The following is a 20,166-nucleotide window of genomic DNA, read 5'->3' on the forward strand; positions in this document are numbered from 1 at the left end:
GGTGCCGCACCGGTACGGGCGCGGCACCCCCGCCCGCTCAACCCGGCAGGTCCGCCACGAACGCGGCGAACTCGCGCTCCACCCGCTGCCGGTACCCGATGAACAGCCGGTTGGCCAGCGGCACCGCCCACCGCCCCCGGCGCGCCACGTTGCGCACCCGGTGCGTCAGCCGCGCCCCGTCGCCGACCGCGTCCACCCGCCACTCGCCGCGGTACCACCAGCCGCCCTGGATCGCGGCGGCCCGTCGGACCTCGTCCACCTCCAGCGTGACGTACCCGGTCCCGGCGCCGCGCAGCACCTGGAGCACCCGCGCCCACACCGCCTCCGGCGAGGTGGTCACGACCGCGCTCACCTCGACCAGCGGCTCCCCGTCCGCCATGCGCTCCCCCTTCGAACAGTGTTCGTCCCACGAACGATGGTCGTCGTCGAACACCGTTCGTGTCAAGTACGGTGTTCGCATGGAGTCCCCCGAGCCGCCCTGGCGCGCCGTGCCCGCCCGTCCCGCGGTCAAGCCGCGGCTCTCGCGCGAGCTGATCGTGCGGACCGGCCTGGACGTGCTGCTGGCCGAGGGCCTGGACGCGGTGAGCATGCGGCGCGTGGCCCAGGCGCTGGGCACCGGCCCGGCCTCGCTGTACGCCCACGTCGCCACCAAGGACGAACTGGTCGAGCTGATGCTCGACCGCGTCCTGGAGGACGTCCCGCTGCCGGCACCGGACCCGCGCCGCTGGCGCGACCAGGTCAAGGACCTGCTGCGCGGCCAGGTCCGCGCGATGGCGGCGCACCCCGGCATCGCCCGGGTGGCCTGGCAGGTGGCCGTGCCGGTCGGCCCCAACGCCCTGCGCCACGGCGAGGCGCTGCTCAGCCTGCTGCGCGCGGGCGGCCTGCCGCTGCGCGAAGCCGCGTACGCGTGCGACGCGCTCTCGTTGTACACCAAGGCTTTCGCCTACGAGAGCAGCACGTGGGCCTCGGGCGCGGTCGACCACGCCGACGTCGCCGCCCGCGGCAGGCAGATCGTCGAGTACATGGACTCGATGCCGCCCGGCGCGTTCGCCAACATGTCCCGCATCGGCGACCTGTTCACCGCCGAGACCGCGACCGAGCGCTTCGAGTTCGGCCTGGACATGCTCCTGAACGGCCTGGACCGCTGATGCGCCACCGGTCGGCCGGCCCCCTCCGCCGACCGACCGGTGACCCCGCGCTCACCGCCGCGACGCGACCACCACCGCGGCCGTGACCAGCACCAGGTTCTTCACCACGAACTCACCCGGCACCGTCAGCAGCAGCGGGTTGCCCCCCTGGAAGGCGACGCCCGGCTGCACCACCAGCACCAGGAACGTGCCCAGCAGGTGCAGCGCCACCAGCCCCGCCACCACGCGCGCCCCCACGCCCGCGATCAGCGCCAGCCCCGCCAGCACCTCGAACACCCCCACCGCCGGCACGAACCACCGCTCCGGCAGGAACGGCACCGTGTCCGCCACCAGCCGCCACACCGGCGTGGCCCCGGTGATCTTCAACGCCCCGAACCACACGAACACCACGCCCAGCGCGATCCGCAGCCACACCGCGCCCCGGTCGCGCACCCGGCGGGCCGGCGCCTCGGGCACCTCCAGCAGGTCCTGGCTCATCCCCGCTCCCGCCCGCCCGCGGCCGCCAGGGTCGTCCCCACCGACCGCAGCACCTCGTCGGTGCGCGCCACCTGCCCGGCCACCGCCTCCAGCGCCCGCCCGAGCGCCGGCCGCACGACCGCCGCCCAGTCCACCCCCGCCACCCGCTCGCGGGCCTGCTCGGTGGGTTCCGGGAACTCCGCCGCCACCGCGTGCACCACCGCGCCCAGCACCGCGTCGAGCACCAGCTCGGGCAGCAGCGACGACACCAGGTTCGGCAGGTGCCCCGGCTGCTCGTCCCCGGCGCGCGGCAGCCACGGGTCCAGGCTCGGCCGCAGCTCCTCCCACAGCCGCGCGTCCACCGCCCCGACGCCGAACCGGCCGGCCCACTGCAACGCGTCGGCCCGCGTCGCGGTCGCCGCCAGCACTTCTCGCACCTCGGCCCCGATCCGCAGCAGCTCCGGCAGGTCCGGCGCGCCCAGCGAACCCGGCCGCAGGTCCATCGACACCCGGTGGTGCCAGCGCGCCGCCCACACCGCCCGCCACCACATGTCCTCCTGGGTCGCCGGGCGGGCCAGCCACACCGCGATGTTGCGGTAGTAGGTCTTGATCTCCTCGAACGCCGCCAGCCCCGCCGCCGACGCGGCGAACCCGACGCTCTTGACCGGGTCCTGCGGCACGGTCGGGTCGCCCACCAGGTTGACGTTGAAGAAGTGGTGCCACGTGGCGTCCACCGCCACCCGGCCCACCCCCGCCCGGTGCCCGTCGTAGGCGCCGACCGCGCCGGACGTCCGCGCGTTGAGCCTGCCCTTGCGCGGGTCCAGCTCCGCCGGCCGCGCCGCGATCGTCGACCACGCCACCACCTCCGGCGCCAGGCCGCCCGGGTACTCGGCGGTGTCGTAGCCGTCGAAGGTGAACGTCCGGCCCAGGTCGTCGGGCACGTAGCACTCGCCCTCGTGCGGGTGGTCGGGCAGCACCCGGATCGGCCCGCGCGGCCCGCACAGCAGCGGGTGCGGGTGGGCCTGGTGCGCCCACCTCGGCGAGTCCGACGTGGCGTACATGCGCGGCGTGACCACCTGCGGCACGTCGTCGGACTGGTCGTTGAGCTGGAACAGCGGGTCGTGGCCCTCCGACAGGGTGTCGCGCCGGTCCGGCCCGTCGATCGACGGCGCCACCGGCTCGCCGTTCGGGCCCGGGTCCGGCCAGTGCCACTTGCGCATGCTGCGCACCCGCGGCACGCCGCCGCACATCGACACGCCCAGGTCCTCGTGGTCGCCGGTGGCGAACACGCCGCCACCGCCGTCCATGAACTCCGCCACCGCCCGCAGCTCGGTCTCCTCCAGCGGCGGGCGGCCGCCGCGCGCCACGGCGAACATCCAGATCTGGTCGTAGGCCGACAGGTCGTGCCGGTCGAAGCGGAACGCCGGCAGGTCGGCGCTCAGCGCGGGCAGGTTGCGCTCGCGGTGCGCCTTGGTCACCTCGACCCGCGCCCACGGGAGGGCCGGGGCCTCCAGCACGTCCACCACCGTGGCCAGGCCGAAGTCGGCCCGGTCGAAGCTCGCCTCGCCGTCGGTCACCATGAGCACCCGGATGGTCCGGGGCGGGGCGAGGACGGACGTGGTCGCGCGGTTGTCGTTCACGATGCGATCCCTTCGATCTCCACCAACAGGTCCGGCCGGCAGACGTCCACCGCGAACACGGCGAACTCGGCCCGGCGGGAGAACTCCTCGCGGCACAGCCGCGTCACGGTCGGCACGTCCTCGGGGCGCTTGACGTAGACCTTGACCTGGCGCAGGTCGCGCAGCACCCACCCGCCCGGCAGCCCGTGCCGGGCCAGGTTGTCCCGGCCGACCAGCGCGGCCAGGTTCGCCAGCGTCACCTGGCACTGCCGCACCACGTCACCCGGGCACACCGTGGCGTCGTCGAGGATGCTCGCGGTGCCCGACACGTGGAGCACGCCCTCCAGCCACGTGGCGCGGGCGAAGCTGGGCGACCGGGGCCCGTAGCGCCGCGGGTACTCGTGCGCGGGCACCTGCAACGGGTTCTCCAGGTGCACGACCCGGCCCGCGCGGTGCGCCACGAAGTAGAACGAGGCGCCGCCGCCCAGCGCGCCGATCCCGGTGGCCGCGGGCATCGGCCGCGGCGACTCCTCGAACGCCCGCGCCCGGCCCACGCAGAACTCGGCGTAGACCTCGGTGCCGCGCCCGTCGCGGTCGGTGATGCCCTCCAGCGCGTTCCACATCCGGAACAGGTGCGGGTACCCCAGCCGGTCGACCAGCTCGAACGCGGCCAGGTACGCCTCCCGCGCGGCCTCGCCGCACCCCGCCGACGGCCCGATGTGCCCGGCGGCGAACAGGACCTCGCCGTCGTGCGCGTAGTGCAGCCCCCGGTGCTCGCCGGTGCGCACCGGCCCGGAGGCCGCCCACACCTCGACCACCTCCGGCCCGCCCGGCCGCACCATGTGCAGCGGCAGCACCGGGCAGCCGTGCTCCCAGCCGACCGGGCCGGCCCCGGTGGTGTAGCGGACGGCGCCCAGCACGCCGTCGCCGGCCAGCCGGTCGAAGTCCTCAGCGGTCCGCAACGAGCACCGCGACGAGGTGATCCCACCCGTGCGCAACATGTCTGCCTCCTCAGAAGTCCGCGGCGTGCCACGCCGCGACCACGGCGAGCGCCTGCCAGGGGTTGAGCCGGGGGTCGCACAGGGTCGTGCGCGGCCCCGAGCGGGTCGCCGAGCCGTTCCACCGGCACTCGCCCACCTGCTCCGGCGAGGTCTCCAGGTGCAGGCCGCCCGCCACCGCGCCGGCCGACCGCACGGCCGCCCGGAAGTCCACGACCTCCCGCGCCACCGCGTCGACGAACCGCGTCTTGTGCCCGTCGGCGTCGACGACGGTGTTGCCGTGCAACGGGTCGCACAGCCAGATCACCGGGTGGCCCGCCGCCCGCACCGCGGCCACCAGCGGCGGCAGCAGCGCCGACACGCGCTCCGCGCCCAGCCGGGCGATCAGCGCCAGCCGACCCGGCACCCGGTCGGGGTCCAGGCGCTCGCACAACGCCACCAGCTCGTCCGGCCGCATGCCCGGCCCGACCTTGCACGCCACCGGGTTGGCCACCGAGGCGAGCAGCTCGACGTGCGCGCCGCCGAGGTCGCGGGTGCGGTCCCCGATCCACGGCCAGTGCGTGGAGGCCAGGAACACCCGGCCCCGCTCGTCGCGGCGCACCAGCGGCAGCTCGTAGTCCAGCACCAGCGCCTCGTGGCTGGTCCACGTCCACGGGCCGCCGCCGCGCAGGAACTCCGTCGCCGCCCGCGCCGCGTGGTAGCCCGCGACCAGGCGCGCCGGGTCGGCCCGCCGGGCCCGCGCGTCGGCCTGCGGCGCGTTGACCAGGTCGCCCCGGTACACCGGCAGCTCGACGCCGTCGACCACCTCCGTGGGCCGCGACCGCGGCTTGGCGAACTGGCCCGCGATCCGACCCACCCGCGCCACCGGCCGTCCCCGGCCCAGGGCGCGCGCCAACCGGTCCAGCAGCGCGGCCTTGCGCGCCAGGTGGTGCGGCGTGCACTCGGCGAACGGCTCGGCGCAGTCACCGGCCTGCAGCACCAGCCGCCCGCCCGCCGCCACCTCGGCCAGCGCCGAGCGCAACCCGTCCACCTCGTCGGCCGTCACCAGCCCCGGCAGCGCCGCCAGCCGCTCCCGGAACCGCCGGGCCCGGTGCCCCGGCCACGGCGGCTGCTGGGCGGCGGGCCCCACGGGCGCGGACCACACCGGCCCGGAACCGCGCGCAATGATCTCGATGGACATCCCCCGGTCGCCTTCCCCTCGCACGTTCTGCACTCGCGTTCGATTTCGACGGTCATGTTTCCGATCGGCGGGGGTGTTTTTCGTCTGCCCGGGGTCTGATCCGCGGTGTCCTCCTCCTCCCGCGTGTTCCCTCGATCGAGGTAAGACCAGGGTCCGACGGTCAAGATCGGACCCTGGTCGGACGACACCCCGGGAAGATCGTGATTCCATTGTTCGGCGCACCACGAAAACCGTCCTGCGCCGAACGCGAGGGCCACGGAACAAGGGGCAGAAAAATGTTCACTTCCACTGCGCGACAGGGGCACGTCCCGTTCCCGCCGGTGCCCGGGCGCGTCGGGGACCGCACGGGGGAGAAGCCCTGATGGACGAGCGGCGGCGGGTGCCCCGGGCACGCGTGGTCGACCTGGCCGTGACCGCGTCGGCGGGCCTGGCGGACGCCTATGCGTTCGCCGCGCGGGCCGAACGCGGGGCGGAGGGCGCCGACGGCTGGCCGGCCGCCGCGCTCCTGCTGGTCGCCGCCCTGTCCCTGCTCGGGCGCCGCGGGCACCCGGTGGTCGTGTTCGCGCTCGTGTGGGCGTGCGGCGTGCTGGCCGCACCCCTGGGCGGCGGCGCCCTGCACCTCACCGCGATACCGTGCGCGGCGCTGTTCACCGTCGCCCTCACCCGCCCGGCCACGGTGTCGGCCGCCGCGCTGGCGGCCTGCTCGGTGCTGGCGCTGCCCCCGGTCCTGTTCCTCCACCTGCTGCTCTACGCGGGCGTCTGGACGGCCGGGCGGTGGACCCGGGTCACCAGGCGCCGCGCCGAGCGGGACGCGGTGCTGGCCGAGCGCGCCCGCATCGCCCGCGAACTGCACGACATCGTGGCCCACGCGGTGACCGCGATGGTGCTGCAGGCGGCCGGTGCCCGCCGGGTCCTGGCGACCGACCCGGCCCGGGTGCGGCAGGCGCTCGGGCACGTCGAGGAGACCGGCGAGCAGGCGATGGGGGAGCTGCGCCGGATGTTCGCCGCCCTGCGCCCCGACCGCGCCGCGGGCGAGGGCCCCGGCGCGGTCCCCGACCGCCCGCAACCGGGCCTGGCGGACCTGGACCACCTGGTGCACGCGGTCGCGGCGGCGGGCGTCCGCGTGCACACCAGGGTGGAGGGCCAACCGCGGCACCTGGCCGCCAGCGTCGACCTCGCCGCCTACCGGGTGGTGCAGGAGGCCCTGACCGACGCGACCAGGCACGCCGGACCGGGCTCGACCGCCGAGGTGCGGCTCCGCTGGGGCGAGGCGGACCTGACCGTGGAGGTCACCGACAACGGGCGCGCCAGGCGACCGGACCGGGGGCGCTCCGCCGACCACGACCTGTCCGGGCTGCACGAGCGGCTGGCGATCGTGGGCGGCCGGCTGGTGACCGACCTGCGGCGGGGCGACGGGTGCCGGCTCGCCGCCGTGCTGCCGGTGAGCACCCCGCGACCGGCCCCGGCACCCGTCACCGCGAAGGACCGCCGGTGATCCGGGTGATGCTGGTGGACGACCAGCCCCTGGTGCGGGCCGGCCTGGTCATGCTGCTGGAGACCGAACCCGACATCGAGGTAGTCGCCGAGGCCGACGACGGCGCGGCCGCGGTGGCGCGCGCCGCCGAACTGCACCCCGACGTGGTGCTGATGGACGTGCGCATGCCGGGCGTCGACGGCGTCGAGGCCACCCGCCGCATCATCGACGCCGACCCGGCCGGCGACGACCACGCCACCAAGATCATCATCCTGACCACCTACCACGTGGACGAGGCCGTGTACGCGGCGCTGCGGGCCGGCGCGTCCGGCTTCCTGCTCAAGGACGCCGTGCCGCGCGAACTGGTCGACGCCGTGCGCACGGTCGCCTCCGGCGAGGCGTGGCTGGACCCGACCGTCGCGAAAGGACTGATCCGCGAGTTCGCCAACCGCCCGGGCGGGACCGCCCCCACCGCCACCGAACTGGGCCAGCTCACCACGCGGGAGCGCGAGGTGCTGGTGCTCGTCGCGCACGGCCTGTCGAACCCGGAGATCGCCGCGCACCTGGTCGTGGGGGAGGCGACGGTGAAGACGCACCTGGGCCGCATCCTGATGAAGCTGGGCCTGCGCGACCGGGCCCAGGCCATCGCCGCCGCCTACCACAGCGGCCTGGTCCAACCGGGCAGCCCGCCACCGCCACCGGCCGGTCGCCCCTCGTGAACACCGCCCCGGCGGAGTACCGTGGGGCGATGCGCATCCGACCGCGCATCGAACACCGTCGTTCACCGAAGAGCGTGCGGCTCGACCCGGTGGCGGCGGAAGCGGTGCGCCTGGGCACGCTTCTGGAAGTGGTGACCAGGGCGGTCGCGTTGCAGGACCAGGCGGACAAGGTCATCCGCGACTGCGCGGAACCCGGCGAGGTCCCCACCGAGGTGGCCCGGTGCGGCCGGTCGGTCGCGAGCGAGTACGGCAGGCTCAGCGGTTGGGCGGCGGACCTGGCCTGGACCGACCCGGCGCCCCAGCGCATCGGCGCACTCCTGAGCTACCACCTGATGATGCTGGACACGGCCCTGAAACTGGCCTTCCCCCGCTGCCGCACCGAACGCCTGGAACGCCACCGCCTGGCCCTCACCGGCCTGGGCCCGCCGGCGGACGAACTGCGGGACTGGGAACGCGTGCTCGAACGCCGCCTGGCCAACCTCGACCACCCCACCGGCTGATCACGGCCGCCGGCCCCGGCCACACCGGCCGACTGCGTGGACCGGCCACGCCGGCCGGCCGTGCCGCCGACCACGTCAGGCGACTGCGCGGGCCACCAGCACCGGCCACCAGCGCCGGCCACCAGCACCGGCCGACCGCGCCGGCCACCAGCACCGGCCGATCACGCCGGCCGATCACGCCGCGTCACGCCCGAATCGCGCCCGACCCACGGTGTCGCGAACCACCGGCGGGTTCACCCGACGAACCGGGCCCCCGGTCCCGGCGTCCGGCGCACGTCCTCGGCCCGCAGCGGCCCGTGCCCGGCCGCGCACTCGACGACCACCCGGACCGGCTCGTCGCAGCAGCCCCCGTCGGGCCCGCCCGCGTGGCGCGGAACGACCGACGGCCCCTCCGGATCGGCCAGGTACCTGTCCCCCCACTGCAACAGCGCGATCAGCACGGGCCGCAGATCCGCGCCGCGTTCGGTCAGGTGGTACTCGTACCGCAGGCGGTCGCCCTTCTCCCGGTACGGCACCCGCGTCATGACCTCGGCCTCCACCAGGGTCTCCAGCCGCGCGGTGAGGAGGTTGCTCGCGATGCCGAGGCGGGTGCGGAAGTCCTGGAAGCGGCGCACCCCGTCGAACGCCTCCCGCACGATCAGCAGCGTCCACCGCTCCCCGACCACGGCCAACGCCCGCGCCACCGAGCAGTTGACCGAACTGATCCGCTCCTCCACGACGACCATCGTACTCCTGGGTTGAGTTCTTCAACTCAGCCCTCTACCGTGAGTTGAGAAACGCAACCCAGGAGGTCCCCGTGCCGATGCTCGACGTCTACGTCCCCGAGGGAGCGCTGCGACCGGAAGCGGAGGCCGCCATGATCAGCCGCCTCACCGACATCCTGATCCGCCACGAGGGGTTCGACCCCGAGGACCCGCGCGCCCGCGCCGTGTCCTGGGCGTTCCTGCACCGCCCCGCGGCCGTCCACGTCGCCGGGCAGCCGGCGCGGGTCCCGCGGTACAAGGTCGTCGCGACGGTCCCCGAAGGTCAGCTCGGCCCGGACGCCCGCGCCGCGGTCGTCGCCGAGGTGACCGAGGCCGTGCTCGACGCCGAACAGGGGGCCTGGCCACGCGACAGCGGCCGGGTGTGGGTCTTCCCCGTCGAGATCCCCGAGGGCCACTGGGGCGGACGCGGGACGATCACCCACCTGTCCACCATCCTGCGCCGCATCACCGGCGACGACGAGGACAGGGCGCGCACGCTGGCCGCGCAGCGCATCGCCGCGGCCCGAGCCGAACGCACGCGCATCCCCGACCAGAACCCGACCGACGGCTGACCCCGCTCAGAACGCCCGCCCCGCTCGAACCCGCCTCGGCCCCGCCCCGCCCGAACCCACCCCGCGCCCGACCCCGTTCCGGTCCCGACCCAGCCGCAACCGCCCCGTCGCCGCCGACCCACTCACCGAACCGCCGGCGCCGTGCGGAGCCCGCCCCAAGCCCACCCAGCGTCGCCGCCCGCCGAACCGCTCACCGAACCGCCGACACCACCCCGGCGGTGACGTCCGGGGACAACCCGGTCGCGTGGACGAACCGGTCCGGCCGCAGCACCACCACGTCCGTCCCATGGCGGGCGAACCACGCGCCGAGCACGCCGTCCACGTCCACCACCTCGGCGATCCCCGACCCCGTGCCCCCACCCGGCGGCACCACCCGCACGAACCGCGCCGCCGGACCACCCCACCCCGTCGCCACCGCCAGGTCCACACCCGGCCCGAGCACCGCGAACTCCGCGCCCAGCACGTCGTCCAGCAACCGGCGCTCCCCGCCGACCAGCACCTCGGGCTGCGGGAACATCGACCCCACCGCCCCGCGGCTGCCCGGCAGCGCCGGCCGCGGCTTGAACTCGAACCGGCGGATCGCCCGCCGCACCCGCGGCACCGCCTGCACCGCCCGCAGCAGCACGTCCCGCGCGAACGCGGCGAACCGGTCCCGCACCAGGAACACCCGACCCAGGCGGACGCTGGTGCGCGCCATCTCCTCGGTGTGCGGCCGGCGCTCGGCCTCGTAGGTGTCCAGCAGCGCGTCGTCCGCCTCGCCGCGCAGCACCAGCGCCAGCTTCCACGTCAGGTTCGCCGCGTCCCGCAGCCCGCTGCACAGGCCCTGCCCCAGGAACGGCGGCATCTGGTGGGCCGCGTCGCCGACCAGGAACACCCGCCCCGCCCGCCACCGCTCGGCCACCAGGTGGTGGAACGTGTAGACCACCGAACGCGTCACGGTGAACCGCTCCGGGTCCACGTACGGCGCGATCAGCCCGGCGAACCCCTCGGGCCGCGCCACCAGCTCCGGGTCGTCCCCGTCGGCCAGCATGAACTCCAACCGGTAGGTGCCGAACGCGCCGGGCGAGACGAACGCCGGCCGCCGCCAGTCGCACACGAACCGCGTCGTGCCCACCCGCACCCCGCCCGGCGCCACCTCCCCGGACACCGCCAGCCACGGCTCGGCGTAGGAGGTGCCGGCCAACCCGACCCCGGCGGCGACCCGCGTGGTGCTGCGCGCACCGTCGCACCCCAGCACGTACCGGGCCCGCACCTCGCTCTCCGCGCCGGTGCCCACGTCCCGCAGCACCAGCGCGACCCCGTCACCGTCCTGCGCCAACCGCACCAGCTCGACCCCCGTGCGCAGGGTGACCAGGTCGCCGAAGCGCCCCAGCCCCGCCCGCAGCACCGCCTCCAACCGGGGCTGGTCGAAGAAGTGCAGCGGCGCCGCACCCAGGCCGAAGTCGACCTCGTCCAGCGCGATCGTGGCGAACGCCCGCCCCCGCCCGTTGACGTACTCCGCGGCCGACGGCCGGTGCAGCCCCGCGGCCACCTCCTCCCGCAACCCCGCCTGCTGGTAGATCCGCAGCGCCTCGTCGTCGCAGGAGAACGCCCTGGCCTGCCCGTGCGGTCCGGTGGCGCGCTCCACGACCAGGGTGCGCACCCCGCGCACGCCGAGCAGGTTGGCGGTCAGCGCCCCGACCGGCCCGCACCCGACCACGACAACGTCGAACATCTCGTCCCTCCGGTTGGTGTCACCACCCATGCCACCGGAGGGCTGTGGAAATCGTGTGGAGGCCGACCTCCACACGATCAGAACCGGGCCGCCAACAACCGCGCCCCCTGCCCGACCGCGATGCCCGCACCCAGGACCAGCTCCTCCCGATCCCCGAGCGCCACCCCGCGCACCCGGTGCAACTCGGCCAAGAGCACCCGTTCCCCCACCGCCGCGGCCGCCGCCAGCCCCTCCCCGGCCAACCGCGCCGCCTCCTCGAACCGCCCCACCGCCAGGTGCGCGTCCGCCACCGCCGCCATCGTGATCGTGCGGGTGGACCGCAACCCGAGCCGGTAGATCCCGTCCGCGGCCGCGCGCATCGCCGCCAACCGCGAGTCGTCACCCCCGCGCACCACCGCCCACTCGACCAGGAAGTCCCCGACCGTCACGAAGTGCGGCATGTTCTGCCCGGCACCCAGCTCCCGGCACCGCAGGCCCGCCTCCCGACCGCCGACCACGTCGTGCTCCTGCAACGCGGCCCACCCGGCGAACAGCGCGGCGTTCGCCCGGCCGTACGGGTCCCCGGTGCGCTCGGCCAGGTCGTGCGCGGCACGCAGGTCCCGCCGCGCCGCGTCGGCATCACCGCGCAAAGAACGAACCAGGGCCCGGAAGTCGTACGTGGCGAGCGCGGGCGTCCGGCCGGTCCGCCCGACGAGCGACCGGGCGTCCAACCGCTCGACGGCCGCCGTCAACAACTCGTCGGCCTCGGCCAGGCGACCGGTGAAGTAGGCGGCCACACCCAGCAGGTACCGACCCGCGACCCCGGTCACCCCACCGTCCCCGGCACCACCCTCGGCCTCGACCAGGCGCACCGCCAGCTCCCGCGCGATGTCGAACTCCGCGCGGTTGCAGGCGAGTTCGCCGAGCGTCCACAGGGCCAGTCGCGGATCCGCGCCCAGTGCCGTACTCGAACCCGCCTCCGCAGCCGCGGCCCTCACAGCCGAAAGCCCGGCGTCCGAAAACCCCGCCGTCCCGCGTCCCCACTCCGCGAGCAGCTCCCGCGCCCGAGCCGCCGCCCGGTCCACCGCGTCGCTGCCGACCCCCACCGTGATCTGCAACAGCGACACCCGCTTGAGCTGCACCGCCAACTCCGCCGCACCCCCGGTCAACCCCGCCGCCCGGTCCAAGTGCGCCAACGCGTCCTCATAAGCCAACCGCCGCGTGGCGTCCTCGGCGGCCTCCAACGTCCAGCGCAGGTGCTCCGCCTCCCGACCACGCGCCCGCCCGTAGTGGTGCGCCAGCTCCGCCGGGCTCAACACCCCGCGCCCCGCGTCGGCCAACCGCCCGTGCAGCGAAGCCCGGCGGGTCGGCCCCAGCTCCGCGTACACCACCTCGGCGAACAGCGGGTGCCGGAACCGCACCGCGCCCGGCCCGGTCTCCACCACCAGGTGCCCGACCCCCGCCAACCACCCGGTCCCCGCCCCGAGCACCGCCACGTCCACCTCCCGCCCGGCGACGGCCAGCAGGTCCACCCGCTCCCGCGTCGCCCCGTCCAGGGCGTTCAGCCGGAGGCGGACCGCGTCCCGCACCCCCGGCGGCGGCTCGTCACCGGGCGACGCCAGCAGCTCGGTGATGAAGAACGGGTTGCCGCCCGTCCGCGCGACCAGGCCGTCCACCACGCCGTCGGCCGGGCGAGCGCCGGTGCGCGCGAGCACCAGCTCCGCCACCGCCGGCGCGGCCAGCCCCGCGGGCCGCACCTGCCGGAAGCCCGGCCCGCGGGCCAGGTCGGCCAGCGTCGCCACCAGCGCCGGGTCGTGCTCGTAGGGGCGCAGCGTGGCCACGACCAGCGCGCGCGTGGTGGGCAACCCGGTCGCCACGTACCGCAACAGCAGCAGCGAGTCGGGGTCGGCGGCGTGCAGGTCGTCCAGCACCAGCACCAGCCCGGCGGGTTCGGCGGCCGACCGGATCAGCTCCGCCACCGCCTCGTAGGCCCGGAACCGCGCGGCCGGGTCGACCGGGCCGGACCGCGGGCCGCCGGAGAACCCCGCCAGCGCCGGGTCGTCCGCGCCGGGCGCCAGCGCCCGCACCACCTGCGACCACAGCCAGAACGGCGGCGCCTGCCCCAGGTCCGGGCAGTGCCCCCACACCACCGGCACCCGCCCGGCGCGCTCGGCCACCGCCCTGGCCAGGCTGGTCTTGCCGATGCCGGCCTCACCGACCACCGCGACGCACCGGCCACCGCCGCCCACCGCCGCCGCGAGCTGGTCGTCCAGCACCGCCAGCTCCGCCGAGCGCCCCACCAACCGCGCCGAACGCGCGACACGCGGTGCCCCACCGGAGGACACGCCGCCGACCCCGCGCGTGTCCTCCACTCCGGCACCGCGTGTCCTCCACCCCGACACCGCGAGTTCCACATCCGGGGGCGGCACCGCGTGGTCGAGGACCTGCCGGTGCAGCGACCTCAGCTCCTCACCCGGCTCGACCCCGTACTCCTCGACGAGCAACCGCCGCCCCTCGTCGAACACCGCCAGCGCCTCCGCCTGCCGCCCCGCCCGGTAGAGCGCGAGCATCAGCTGGGCACGCGCGTGCTCGCGGTCCGGGTGGGCGGCCACGAAGCGGCGCAGCTCCGGCAGCGCGGCCCGGTGCCCGCCGGAGGCCACCGCGGCGGTGAACCGGCACTCCCACGCGGTCAACCGCGCCTCCGCCAGGCGCGCCACGTCCGGCCGCACCGCCGCCAGCCCGGCGACCGGCACCTCACCGCGCCACAACCCCAACGCCTCGCCGCACCACCGCTCGGCCGCCACCGGGTCGCCCCCCGCCAACGCCCGCGCACCCGCGTCGGCCAGCTCGGCGAAGCGCACCGCGTCCACCGCCCCGGGCGGGACGTGCAGCTCGTAACCGCCGGTGTGCCCGCGCAGCACCTCACCGGGCACGCGCTGACCGCGCCCGGGCTCCAGCGCCCGCCGCAGGCCCGCGACGTAGGTCCGCAGGGTCACGTGCGCGCTCGCCGGCGGCCGCCCGTCCCACAGCGCGTCCACCAGCCAGTCCGCGCTGAGGAACCGGTTGGCCCGCAGCACCAGCAGCGCCAGCAGGTCCCGCTGCTTCGGCCCGCCGACCGCCACGACCTCGCCGTCGCGCTCGACCCGCAACGGCCCGAGAACCCCGAACCGCACGGCACGACCCCCTGGCAGCAGTGCCGCGAGCCTACCCGGCCCTCACTGGATCGGATGACGTGCGCTCATCCGATCAGCCGATGACCGGGGTGCCCCGCCCTCCCGACAATCGGGCCCGGACCACGAGACGGGGAAGCCATGACGGTGCCGGACCGCGAACACCACCGACGCGCCCCGCGCCGGACCCCGCCACCACCCGCCGCACCGCACCTCACCGGCCTGCACGCGCTGCAACGCCTGGCGGGCAACGCGGCCGTCACCTCGATCGTCCAGCGCACCTGGGCCGTCGCGGACGCGAAGAGGGTGCCGGCCGAGGAGGCCCGCGCCGCCGGGCAGGCCGTCGAGCGGCACCGCGGGTACCGGAGACGCGTGCTCGACGTCCTGGAGGAGGGCGCGGCGATCCCCGAACGCGCCACCAACGACGACTACGACCGGCGTTGGCGCAACACGGCCCGCTGGCTGCTCCAGGGCACCAGCCCGCTGTTCGTGCTCTCGCGGCCGCACGACCACGAGCACCGCCGCCTCGACCCCCACCAGGGCGAGATGTGGTTGAAGAGCGCGGTGCGGCCCGACGTGGAACCCGCCGCCGACTACGAACTCCACCCGAGGCACGGCGGGCTGGCGCGGGTCGTCGTCGGCGGCGTGCCCGCGTTCGTCCGGGGCGGCCTCATCCACCTCGTCGACGGCGACCGCACGCGCGAGGAGGTGGTGAAGTTCCTCGTGCACGAGGTCCAGCACCTCGCCGACGGCAACGGCGAGTGGGACCGCCTCGACCACACCTCCCGCGACCACGGGCTGGACGAGGCGTGGCAGATCTACGCGACCGAGTACCGCGCCCACTCCTACCAGGCGCGGGACGAGTTCCCGGACGACGAGCGGCCGGCCGCGGAACTGGACGGCTTCCGGACCGCGCGGCAACTGGCGATCTTCCGCGACATTCACGGCGGATCGGCCTACCCGCAGGTCACGGCCGCCTGGGACGGGGAGGAGGGCCAGGCCCGGCAGCCGTTCCGGGACCGCGTGCGCGGGCACGTCGAACCGGAGTCGCTGAACCCGCTCAACTCGCCCGCCCTCCACGAGTTCCACCGGTCGTTCCGCTACAGCACCACGCCGTGGGAGACCTTCCGGGCCACCTTCGACCGGCTCGACCGCCGGGACACCGCCGCCCTCCGCGACTCGCTGGCGACCCACCCCCTGCTGCTGGAACGCCTCGGCGAGTTCCTCGCCCGGCACGCGCCCGGCTCGCCCGGCATCCGGGAGGCGGTCCGGGCGAAGGAGGAGGCGAACCGCTCGGCCTGGGCCGCCGAGCAGGACGACGAGGACGCGCGCGACCGGCGCTTCACCGCGGTGCGTGACCGGGCGAGGGCGGCCGAACGGGCGGAGCGGGAGCGGGACCTCCGGCTGCGGGAGGAACGCGAGGCCAGGTGGCAGGAGCGACGCGCGGGCAGGTCGCCGCAGCCGGTGTCCCAGGAGGAAGAGGAGGAGCGCCGGCGGCGGATCGAGGCACGGCGCCGCGAGCGCGACGCGCCCGGGAAGGTGCGGGAACAGTAGCCGCCCCGCCACCGGTCTCACCCCGGAAGTGGTCCAGGTCACTCGGGCGCCACTTGGCGTTCGAGCGCGCCTCAAAGCCAGTCGCGGCGCTTGAAAGTCGCGTACAACCCGCCCGACAGCACCACCATCACCACGGTGGACGTCCAGAACCCCCACGGCCGGTCGTACCCCGGGTACGGCACGTTCTGCCCGTAGAAGCCGGTCACCGCCGTGGGCAGCGCGATGATCGCCGCCCACCCGGTCACCTTCTTCATGATCAGGTTCAACCGGTTGCCCTGGATGTTGAGCTGCGTGTCGCGGATGGTCGCCACCAGGTCGCGCAGCGACTCGGTCCACTCCGAGGCCCGCAGCACGTGGTCGTAGAGGTCCTGGAAGTACGGCGCCATCGGCCCGTCGACCACCTCCAGGTCGCGGCGCATCAGGGTGTTGACCACCTCGCGCATCGGCAGCACCACCCGGCGCAGCGTCACCAGCGACCGGCGCATGGCCAGCGACCGGCGCTGCACCTCGGTGGTGTGCGGGCGCTCGTCGAACACCATGTCCTCCAGGTGCTCGACGTGGTCGTCCAGCGCCTGCACGGCCTCGAAGTGCCCGTCCACCAGCACGTCCAGCAGCCCGTGCACCAGGAACCCGACGCCGCTGCCGGCCAGCAGCGGCGCGGAGTCCCAGCGCGCGGTGACCAGACCGATGTCGAACCGGTCGTCCGCGCGCACCGTGACCAGCGCCTTCGGCGTGAGGAACGCGTCGACCTCGGCGGTGGCCAGCCGACCGGTCGCCCGGTCCAGGCGCACCGCGTAGGCGGTCAGGAAGCTGTGCGTGTCGTACCGGTGCAGCTTGGGGCGCTCGTGCTCCTGGAGCGCGTCCTCCACGGCCAGCTCGTGCAGCCCCAGCTCCTCGGCCAGCAGCTCCAGCTCCGGCCGCGACGGCCCGCACAGGTCGACCCAGGCGGTCACCCCGTCCTCCGCCAGCCGTGCGGAGACCTCCTCGACCGGGAAGCCCTCGGCCTCCAGGACGCCGTCGCGGTACAGGCGGGTGTGCGGCACGGGCCGAGGGTAGCGGGGAACGCCGGGTGATCACCGCCGCGGACCGGTGACGCGCCCGGTCCGCGCTGGTTCACTGTGGACCATGACGACACCCCCAGTCGCCCGCGCCTCGATCCTGACCGTGGACGACGACCCGAACGTGTCCCGGGCCGTGGCGCGCGACCTGCGCCGCCGCTACGGCGGGGACTACCGGGTCGTCCGCGCCGAGTCCGGGCCCCAGGCCCTGGACGCGCTGCGCGAGATCAAGCTGCGCGGCGAGGAGGTCGCCGCCCTGCTGGCCGACTACCGGATGCCCGGCATGAGCGGCATCGAGTTCCTGGAAGCCGCGATGGACCTGTTCCCGGCCGCGCGGCGGGTGCTGCTCACCGCCTACGCCGACACCGACGCGGCGATCCGCGCGATCAACGTGGTGGACCTCGACCACTACCTGCTCAAGCCGTGGGACCCGCCGGAGGAGAAGCTGTACCCGGTGCTCGACGGCCTGCTGGAGGCGTGGGCGGTCAGCGACCGCGGCTCGGCGCGGCAGGTGCGCGTGGTCGGGCACCGCTGGTCGGCCCGCTCCTACGAGGTGCGCGACTTCCTGGCCCGCAACTCGGTGCCGTTCCGCTGGCACGCCGTGGACGACGGCGACCCGGAGACCGGGCGGCTGCTGGCCGCGGCCGGGCAGGACGGCGCGCGGCTGCCCGTCGTGGTCACCGCCGAGGGCCGGGCCCTGGTCGAGCCGGGCGACGCCGAGCTGGCCGCCGAGGTCGGCCTGAGCACGCGCCCGTCCACCGACTTCTACGACCTGGTCGTGGTCGGCGGCGGGCCCGCGGGCCTGGGCGCCGCGGTGTACGGCGGCTCGGAGGGCCTGCGCACCGTGCTGGTCGAGCGCCGCGCCACCGGCGGCCAGGCGGGCACCAGCAGCCGCATCGAGAACTACCTGGGCTTCCCCGACGGCGTGTCCGGCGAGCAGCTGACCGAGCGGGCCCGCAGGCAGGCGCTGAAGTTCGACGTGGAGGTGCTGACCGCCTGCGACGTGGTCGGCCTGGAGGCCCGCGGCGCGGCGCGCGTGGTGCGGCTGGGCGACGGCACCGAGCTGGCCGCGCACACCGTCATCCTCGCCACCGGCGTGTCCTACCGCAGGCTCGACGCGCCCGGCCTGGGCGCGCTCACCGGCCGCGGCGTGTACTACGGCGCGGCCACCACCGAGGGCCCGCACTGCGCCGGCCAGGACGTCTACCTGGTCGGCGGCGCCAACTCCGCGGGCCAGGCCGCGCTGTACTTCGCCGCCCACGCCACCCGCGTGGTGCTCGTGGTGCGCGGCGACTCGCTGGAGCGGTCGATGTCGCACTACCTCGTCCAGCAGCTCGCCCGGGTGCCCAACATCGAGGTCCGCACCTGCACCGAGGTCGTCGGCGGCACGGGGGAGGAGCACCTGGAGACGCTGACCCTGCGGCACAACAAGACCGGCGAGACGACGACCGTGCCCGCGTCGTGGCTGTTCGCGTTCATCGGCGCGGCACCGCACACCGACTGGCTCGACGGCACCGTGGCCCGCGACGAGCGCGGGTTCGTGCTCGCCGGGCCCGACCTGGTCGCCGACGGCCGCCCGCCCGCGGGCTGGGGCCTCGACCGGCCGCCCTACCACCTGGAGACGAGCCTGCCGGGCGTGTTCGCGGCGGGCGACGTGCGCGCCGAGTCGGTCAAGCGGGTCGCCTCGGCCGTGGGCGACGGCGCGATGGCCGTGTCCCTGGTCCACCGCTACCTGGAGCGCTCCTGATGGACGCCGACGACCTGCGCGGGCTGTTCCTGTTCGAGCACCTGTCCGAGGAGCAGCTGGCCTGGCTGGTCGCCCACGGCCAGGTCGAGACCCACCCGGCGGGCACCTGCCTGCTGCGCGAGGGCGAGCCCGCGACCTGCTTCTTCGTGCTGCTCGACGGCACCGTCGCGCTCGGCCGCACCATCGGCGGCCAGCGGGTGGAGACCAACCGCACCTCCCACCGCGGCGCCTACTTCGGCGCCACCCAGGCGTACGTGAGCGCGGACCTCCCGGCCGGCAAGACCTACGAGATGACTGCGGACGCGGTCACCGACGTGCGGCTCTACCAGCTGCCCGCCGACGACTTCGGCGAGATGTTCCGCACCTGGTTCCCGATGGCCATGCACCTGCTGGAGGGCCTGTTCTTCGGGATGCGCAACACCCAGCGGATCGTGGGACAGCGGGAGCGGCTGCTCGCCCTGGGCGCCCTGTCGGCCGGGCTGACCCACGAGCTGAACAACCCCGCCGCGGCCGCCGTGCGGGCCACCGCGGCGCTGCGCGAGCGCGTGGCCGGGATGCGGCACAAGCTCGCCCTGCTCGCCGGCGGGTCGATCGACCCGAAGACCCTGACCACGCTGGTGCGGCTCCAGGAGAACGCGGTCGAGCAGGTCGCCAAGGCGCCCAAGCTCGGCCCCATGCAGGCCGCCGACCTGGAGGACGAGGTCGGCGACTGGCTGGCAGGCCACGGCATCGACGGCGGCTGGGACCTCGCGCCCGTGCTGGTCGCGGGCGGCCTGGACGTCGAGTGGCTGGAGCGGGCGGTGGGCGAGTGCCCGGCCACCGCCACCGAGGCCGCCGTGCGCTGGCTGGCCTACACGGTGGAGACCGAGACCCTGATGAACGAGGTCGAGGACGCCGCCACCAGGGTGTCCACCCTGGTCGGCGCGGCCAAGCAGTACTCGCAGGTCGACCGCGCCCCGTTCCAGGTCGTCGACGTGCACGAGCTGCTGGACTCCACGCTGGTCATGCTCGGCGGCAAGCTGGGCGACGGCGTCCGGGTGGTCACCGACTACGACCGGTCCCTGCCGCCGCTGCCCGCCTACGCCGCCGAGCTGAACCAGGTGTGGACCAACCTGGTGGACAACGCGGTGGCCGCCATGGACGGCCGCGGCACCCTCACCGTGCGCACCGCCCGCGACGGCGACCACCTGCTGGTCGAGGTCGGCGACACCGGCACGGGCATCCCGCCCGAGGTCAAGCCCAGGATCTTCGAGCCGTTCTTCACCACCAAGGCGGTGGGCGAGGGCACCGGGCTGGGTTTGGACATCACCTGGCGCATCGTGGTCGAACGCCACCGCGGCGACATCCGCGTCGAGTCCCGGCCCGGCGACACCCGCTTCCAGGTCCGGCTGCCGCTGTCGGCGGGACCCGCGTCGGACGGGGCCGGAGGCGTCGCGTAGCGCCACCGAGGTGACCGGGCACGTCCCGGAACGGAGTGCCCGCCCCTTCCGCGAGGTTGTGGGCGGGCGGTTCCGGGGTTCACCGGGAGTCGTGGC

The 20,166-nt window shown here is 75.4% G+C and carries 17 protein-coding genes; 8 read left to right on the forward strand and 9 right to left on the reverse strand.

From position 1 onward, the window contains the following. Positions 1 to 37: 37 nt before the first annotated feature. Positions 38 to 379 (reverse strand): hypothetical protein, encoded by a 342-nt coding sequence (locus EKG83_RS20170; RefSeq protein WP_051766005.1) that lies wholly within the window; start codon positions 377 to 379, stop codon positions 38 to 40. A 79-nt stretch (positions 380 to 458) separates the two neighbouring features. Between EKG83_RS20170 and EKG83_RS20175 the strand changes: the two genes are divergently transcribed. Beyond that, positions 459 to 1,148: a TetR/AcrR family transcriptional regulator gene (locus EKG83_RS20175; protein WP_153278243.1), complete on the forward strand. Its 690-nt coding sequence runs from the start codon at positions 459 to 461 to the stop codon at positions 1,146 to 1,148. Between the two features lie 51 nt (positions 1,149 to 1,199). On the opposite strand, the gene EKG83_RS20180 is transcribed toward EKG83_RS20175, so the two are convergent. Genes EKG83_RS20180 through EKG83_RS20195 form a run of 4 tightly spaced genes read right to left on the reverse strand, consistent with a single transcriptional unit; the run spans position 1,200 to position 5,401 of the window. Continuing rightward, positions 1,200 to 1,625, reverse strand: coding sequence for a DoxX family protein (locus EKG83_RS20180; protein WP_051766008.1), 426 nt, complete (start codon positions 1,623 to 1,625; stop codon positions 1,200 to 1,202). Beyond that, positions 1,622 to 3,244, reverse strand: a complete 1,623-nt coding sequence (locus EKG83_RS20185; protein ID WP_051766010.1) for a hypothetical protein — start codon at positions 3,242 to 3,244, stop codon at positions 1,622 to 1,624. The genes EKG83_RS20180 and EKG83_RS20185 overlap by 4 nt, the downstream gene beginning before the upstream one ends. Further along, the gene (locus EKG83_RS20190; protein ID WP_084716497.1) at positions 3,241 to 4,224 is read right to left on the reverse strand and encodes an FkbO/Hyg5 family chorismatase; all 984 of its coding nucleotides are present in this window, start codon (positions 4,222 to 4,224) and stop codon (positions 3,241 to 3,243) included. The genes EKG83_RS20185 and EKG83_RS20190 overlap by 4 nt, the downstream gene beginning before the upstream one ends. A 10-nt stretch (positions 4,225 to 4,234) precedes the next feature. Next, complete coding sequence (locus EKG83_RS20195) at positions 4,235 to 5,401, reverse strand: 3-deoxy-7-phosphoheptulonate synthase (protein ID WP_051766012.1); 1,167 nt, start codon at positions 5,399 to 5,401, stop codon at positions 4,235 to 4,237. A gap of 361 nt (positions 5,402 to 5,762) precedes the next feature. Between EKG83_RS20195 and EKG83_RS20200 the strand changes: the two genes are divergently transcribed. The 3 genes from EKG83_RS20200 to EKG83_RS20210 are packed head-to-tail and all read left to right on the forward strand — an operon-like array spanning position 5,763 to position 8,094. Next, positions 5,763 to 6,896 (forward strand): sensor histidine kinase, encoded by a 1,134-nt coding sequence (locus EKG83_RS20200; protein ID WP_051766014.1) that lies wholly within the window; start codon positions 5,763 to 5,765, stop codon positions 6,894 to 6,896. Further along, positions 6,893 to 7,594, forward strand: coding sequence for a response regulator (locus tag EKG83_RS20205; RefSeq protein ID WP_033431673.1), 702 nt, complete (start codon positions 6,893 to 6,895; stop codon positions 7,592 to 7,594). The genes EKG83_RS20200 and EKG83_RS20205 overlap by 4 nt, the downstream gene beginning before the upstream one ends. A 29-nt stretch (positions 7,595 to 7,623) precedes the next feature. After that, positions 7,624 to 8,094 carry a hypothetical protein gene (locus EKG83_RS20210; protein WP_153278244.1) on the forward strand — a complete coding sequence of 157 codons (471 nt, stop codon included), beginning with the start codon at positions 7,624 to 7,626 and terminating at the stop codon, positions 8,092 to 8,094. A gap of 233 nt (positions 8,095 to 8,327) precedes the next feature. On the opposite strand, the gene EKG83_RS20215 is transcribed toward EKG83_RS20210, so the two are convergent. Beyond that, a complete protein-coding gene (locus EKG83_RS20215) occupies positions 8,328 to 8,819 on the reverse strand; it encodes a winged helix-turn-helix transcriptional regulator (protein WP_033431675.1) in 492 nt (163 codons plus the stop codon). 71 nt (positions 8,820 to 8,890) lie between these two features. Here EKG83_RS20215 and EKG83_RS20220 point away from each other — a divergent pair, with 71 nt between their 5' ends. Beyond that, positions 8,891 to 9,409 (forward strand): hypothetical protein, encoded by a 519-nt coding sequence (locus EKG83_RS20220; RefSeq protein WP_033431676.1) that lies wholly within the window; start codon positions 8,891 to 8,893, stop codon positions 9,407 to 9,409. 190 nt (positions 9,410 to 9,599) lie between these two features. On the opposite strand, the gene EKG83_RS20225 is transcribed toward EKG83_RS20220, so the two are convergent. Both EKG83_RS20225 and EKG83_RS20230 read right to left on the reverse strand, forming a co-directional pair. Continuing rightward, on the reverse strand, positions 9,600 to 11,123 hold the full coding sequence (locus tag EKG83_RS20225; RefSeq protein WP_211269127.1) for a bifunctional 3-(3-hydroxy-phenyl)propionate/3-hydroxycinnamic acid hydroxylase: 1,524 nt from the start codon (positions 11,121 to 11,123) through the stop codon (positions 9,600 to 9,602). 77 nt (positions 11,124 to 11,200) lie between these two features. Further along, positions 11,201 to 14,275 carry an AfsR/SARP family transcriptional regulator gene (locus tag EKG83_RS20230; protein ID WP_033431677.1) on the reverse strand — a complete coding sequence of 1,025 codons (3,075 nt, stop codon included), beginning with the start codon at positions 14,273 to 14,275 and terminating at the stop codon, positions 11,201 to 11,203. Between the two features lie 138 nt (positions 14,276 to 14,413). Between EKG83_RS20230 and EKG83_RS20235 the strand changes: the two genes are divergently transcribed. Next, positions 14,414 to 15,826 (forward strand): hypothetical protein, encoded by a 1,413-nt coding sequence (locus tag EKG83_RS20235; protein WP_033431678.1) that lies wholly within the window; start codon positions 14,414 to 14,416, stop codon positions 15,824 to 15,826. Between the two features lie 71 nt (positions 15,827 to 15,897). Here the strand turns inward: EKG83_RS20235 and EKG83_RS20240 are convergent, their stop codons facing one another. Further along, positions 15,898 to 16,869 (reverse strand): magnesium transporter CorA family protein, encoded by a 972-nt coding sequence (locus EKG83_RS20240; RefSeq protein ID WP_228122716.1) that lies wholly within the window; start codon positions 16,867 to 16,869, stop codon positions 15,898 to 15,900. An 82-nt stretch (positions 16,870 to 16,951) separates the two neighbouring features. Between EKG83_RS20240 and EKG83_RS20245 the strand changes: the two genes are divergently transcribed. Together EKG83_RS20245 and EKG83_RS20250 are read left to right on the forward strand one after the other, a co-directional pair. Continuing rightward, a complete protein-coding gene (locus EKG83_RS20245) occupies positions 16,952 to 18,631 on the forward strand; it encodes an FAD-dependent oxidoreductase (RefSeq protein ID WP_033431679.1) in 1,680 nt (559 codons plus the stop codon). Then, positions 18,631 to 20,070, forward strand: a complete 1,440-nt coding sequence (locus EKG83_RS20250) for an ATP-binding protein (protein ID WP_033431680.1) — start codon at positions 18,631 to 18,633, stop codon at positions 20,068 to 20,070. The genes EKG83_RS20245 and EKG83_RS20250 overlap by 1 nt, the downstream gene beginning before the upstream one ends. Positions 20,071 to 20,166: the final 96 nt, after the last annotated feature.

The organism is Saccharothrix syringae, from assembly GCF_009498035.1.
Lineage (GTDB): Bacteria > Actinomycetota > Actinomycetes > Mycobacteriales > Pseudonocardiaceae > Actinosynnema > Actinosynnema syringae.